The sequence below is a fragment of the Armatimonas sp. genome (assembly GCF_043760365.1).
GTDB lineage: Bacteria > Armatimonadota > Armatimonadia > Armatimonadales > Armatimonadaceae > Armatimonas.
The window spans coordinates 1-3250 of sequence record NZ_JAYUPA010000814.1 but is presented as its reverse complement, the minus strand read 5'-3'; the positions used below and the strand labels follow the sequence as shown (position 1 = coordinate 3250).

Below are 3250 nucleotides of genomic sequence, written 5' to 3'. Positions count from 1 at the left end.
GCGATCACTGCCGTGAGCGGCAAGCGATCCTCAATACCAATGGTGCTGCGTTCTGCTCGGTTCGGTGCATGACGCAGGCAGAGCAAGCGGCAAAGAGCACCATGCGGGAGAAGCGCCAGCAGCTTGTGGCAGCACGGGAGCGGCAAGAAGACCGGCGCGTGCTCCTGACCCTGGGCCTGATCCTCGTAGTGCTCTGCACTGTCCTGATGAACGGCGACCAGATGCACGACGAAGCGGCGGAATCCCGTCAGCGCCAAGCACTCTATGGCCGCGTGAGCTGGGAGGCTAATGCCCGATGACCACAAGCTCAGGACAGGCAAAACCCAAAGCGAAGCTACCCGGAGGTTGGTACCTCCGTCCAAGCTCCGCGCACTGTGAAGCCTAAAAAGCTTCACTGGGTGAGCTGTGGCAGCGAACCTACCAAGCTTCGCAAGGTGGATACCAGACACCTTCACAGCTTGCCTTTAACCCTTCTACTGCTGGGCTGCACGGTACCGCCCTACAGCCAAAAACACTTTTTTACTGGAGAACCTATGGAAAAACTTGCAGAACTACTGACAGAGCTGACCCGCAACCTTGTGGATCATCCCAATATCGTTTCGGTGAAAATCCTACCCTCGGTCGCTGACGGAGAACACACGCGCTTCGAGGTTCATGTCTCGCCCGGTGATCTGGGCCAGGCAATCGGGAAAGAAGGGAGGCTCGCCAACGCCATGCGAATCCTCATCAAGTCGGCTGCTCAGAAACACAATCTGGGCCGAGTGCTTGTCGAGTTTAAGGAGGCGAAAACGTGAAAATAGCAGACGAACCAGACTACTTCGAGGCGCAGTACACTACCCGCTTTGGTAATCTGATCGAAGTCTCCGCTTACCGTGGCGGCGATCAGGTCCTCCTCGCAGGCAGCGTACTTACCCCACGCCAAGCCCGCCAGCTCGCGCGCAATCTTCTCAAGGCCAGCAAGCTCGCCAAACAGGGAGACAAAGGTTCACCTTGACCATGCCCCCATCACAGGCTCCGGCGCACTTAAGAGATGCCAAGAGTCCCAGCTTCGACACGAAGGATTACCCCTTCGATGACAATCGAAGCTGGGCTTTGTGGTGCCTGCGGGAACTGAAACGACTCGGGGTTCACCATGCCATCGCGCCCCAGGCACACGCCCTGGTGGCGCATGGCTACCTCACCGAGGACGATATCGCTGGACTCCTAGACGAACTGCGGGGCGGGCCTCTCTACAAGCCTACTACTCCAAAGCAGCTCAACTTACTCATTGAGGAAACCCCATGCCCTGGCTGAAGCTCGACGATGCGTTTTTCGACCACGAGAAGATTCTCGATAGGTCGAAGGACGCAAAGCTACTGCATCTGGCAGCGCTGACTTACTGCGCTGCCCGCTCGCCGCACGGTGTATTGTCACCAGCGGCTGTCCGCGTTTGTGCCGCCAAAGTGGACATCTCCGACCGCGAAGAAGTAGTGACTGAGCTGCTCTTCGCAAACCTCTGGGAGACGGTACCACCCGACTCTCCCCTCCAGCCAGTACCGCCTGGCTCCTACCAGATCCATGACTTCACTGTCTACAACCCGACGCCCGAACAGGCCGACGCTCTACGCACTGCAAGGCGCGAAGAAGACCGCCGCCGTGCAGATTCGGAGCGCCAGCGCAACAAGCGCGAACGGGAACGGCAAGAGCTTCCCCCTGACGATTACGATGCTCGTCACGCCGAATCCGAAGCCCGTCACGCTCAAAACGTGACAGAGAGCGTGACATGTCACGAAAATGACGTGACAGAGAGCGTGACGCAAGCCGTGACAGATTCCGTGACATGTCACGGTGTTTCCTCGCGCGTCCGCCCGCTGGCAGCCGCGTTCCCGTCCCCGTCCCCCTTCCCGATCCCCTATCCCCAAACCCCTGCCCCAGACATCATCCCCCAAACCCCCATCGGGCCAAGAAAGACGATGACGACGGAAGGGTCAGTAAGAAATAAAAACTCTCCCGATGCTCGTTACCTGGTGGGCTGGGAAGATGCCGAACAGCTCTCGCCGGGGGCACTGCTGACACGCTATCGGGATGCCGAAGGCGAAGCGGGTGAGGAGCGACTTACGGCTTGGCTGGCTGCGGCACGCAAACCCGTTCACTCGCAACCGGCCTATCTTCGGCCTTGCATTCTGGGCTGGCTGCGCGGCGAAGATCCCGATCCCATCGCCGTGCCACCGCCCCAGCTCGCCGCCTCACCAACGCGCTCGATCAACGCCGCCGCAGCAGCAAAGGCCGAGGCGATACGGGCCGAGCACGGCTCGGTGCAAGCGGCTCTAAACCCAATCGAAAAGGAAACCTCATGACCACAGAAACGGCCTTGAATCTGCTTGCCACCATGCCTGGCAAGCCCGAGTGGAACGGAGATATCGCCGAGTTCTACTCGCTGCATTTGGCTGACTGGCACCCTGACACGCGGCGCAGAGCCATCCTGGAGGCCACCGCCACCTGTCAGTTTCGGCCCACAGTGGCGGAGCTGCGGGAGGTCGCCTTGAAGCACATCGCACCTCTGCCCAGCATCGGCACTCTGCGCGAGGAGCTGCGCTTGCTGATCCTCTTCCACCCTGCCGCCCAGCGAGCACGCCATGCCACGCCCTTGATGCGTGACCTGGCCGACGAGCTAGGCGGGTGGCACGAAATCGGAATGCTGGATACCGAGGAGATGGATCGCCGCTTTCCCAAAGCAGCGGGGAGAGCACGAGAAGAGTTTCTCGCTCGAAACGCCACAAAGCTGCTCGCCGAGGGGTCACAAAAACAGCTCACAGGCACGCCGACCAAGGAGCTAATCGCCGCATGAACGTCCCCAAGCCTCCCCGACAGTCCCGGCGAGAGCGCCGCCAGCAAGAGCGCCCGGAGCGCCGCCAGAAGCACGACGAGGCGACGAAGCTGCACCGGCAAGCCCAGAAACTTCTCCGTCAGAATGCCAGCGCTCCGGCTTTCTGGCACGGCGAACCCTGCACCGCCACCCGCCTGAAAGTTCTGCTGGCCGGTCTGGAAGTGCCTGCCGTGCGGGTTAATTTTGGCGATGGCATGATTTACCTCGACGACACCAACGGAGCGGGCTGGCTGAAAGTGACGGCGGGACGCGGCAGCAAGAGCCTACTGCACCGAGAGCTCAACCTAGAGAGTTTGGAGGAAATTGTTTGACTAAGATCCGGTGCCCCAAGTGCGAGCACATCGTGGGCGAAGCCGACGGCGAGCGCATTACCAGCTCGGTGGC

7 protein-coding genes are annotated in these 3250 nt (G+C 60.5%); all 7 read left to right on the top strand.

Translation table 11 applies throughout. The annotated features are described in order from the left end of the window. Positions 1 to 299: hypothetical protein (locus ACH2EH_RS19965; RefSeq protein WP_395144445.1), on the top strand; the 299-nt coding region annotated here is incomplete at its 5' end. 234 nt (positions 300 to 533) lie between these two features. Beyond that, positions 534 to 794 carry a KH domain-containing protein gene (locus tag ACH2EH_RS19960; protein WP_395144443.1) on the top strand — a complete coding sequence of 87 codons (261 nt, stop codon included), beginning with the start codon at positions 534 to 536 and terminating at the stop codon, positions 792 to 794. After that, a complete protein-coding gene (locus ACH2EH_RS19955; RefSeq protein WP_395144441.1) occupies positions 791 to 994 on the top strand; it encodes a hypothetical protein in 204 nt (67 codons plus the stop codon). The genes ACH2EH_RS19960 and ACH2EH_RS19955 overlap by 4 nt, the downstream gene beginning before the upstream one ends. A gap of 2 nt (positions 995 to 996) precedes the next feature. Next, entirely contained in the window at positions 997 to 1293 is a 297-nt protein-coding gene (locus ACH2EH_RS19950) for a hypothetical protein (RefSeq protein WP_395144439.1), read from the top strand. Beyond that, entirely contained in the window at positions 1281 to 2336 is a 1056-nt protein-coding gene (locus tag ACH2EH_RS19945) for a hypothetical protein (RefSeq protein ID WP_395144437.1), read from the top strand. The genes ACH2EH_RS19950 and ACH2EH_RS19945 overlap by 13 nt, the downstream gene beginning before the upstream one ends. Next, complete coding sequence (locus ACH2EH_RS19940) at positions 2333 to 2827, top strand: hypothetical protein (protein ID WP_395144435.1); 495 nt, start codon at positions 2333 to 2335, stop codon at positions 2825 to 2827. The genes ACH2EH_RS19945 and ACH2EH_RS19940 overlap by 4 nt, the downstream gene beginning before the upstream one ends. Next, positions 2824 to 3177 (top strand): hypothetical protein, encoded by a 354-nt coding sequence (locus ACH2EH_RS19935; protein ID WP_395144434.1) that lies wholly within the window; start codon positions 2824 to 2826, stop codon positions 3175 to 3177. The genes ACH2EH_RS19940 and ACH2EH_RS19935 overlap by 4 nt, the downstream gene beginning before the upstream one ends. Positions 3178 to 3250 lie beyond the last annotated feature (73 nt).

What these genes read in the sequence shown, in the direction of transcription:
- ACH2EH_RS19960 (WP_395144443.1), top strand. Translation starts at nt 534, where the DNA reads ATGGAAAAACTTGCAGAACTACTGACAGAGCTGACCCGCAACCTTGTG.
- ACH2EH_RS19950 (WP_395144439.1), top strand. Translation starts at nt 997, where the DNA reads ATGCCCCCATCACAGGCTCCGGCGCACTTAAGAGATGCCAAGAGTCCC.
- ACH2EH_RS19945 (WP_395144437.1), top strand. Translation starts at nt 1,281, where the DNA reads ATGCCCTGGCTGAAGCTCGACGATGCGTTTTTCGACCACGAGAAGATT.
- ACH2EH_RS19940 (WP_395144435.1), top strand. Translation starts at nt 2,333, where the DNA reads ATGACCACAGAAACGGCCTTGAATCTGCTTGCCACCATGCCTGGCAAG.
- ACH2EH_RS19935 (WP_395144434.1), top strand. Translation starts at nt 2,824, where the DNA reads ATGAACGTCCCCAAGCCTCCCCGACAGTCCCGGCGAGAGCGCCGCCAG.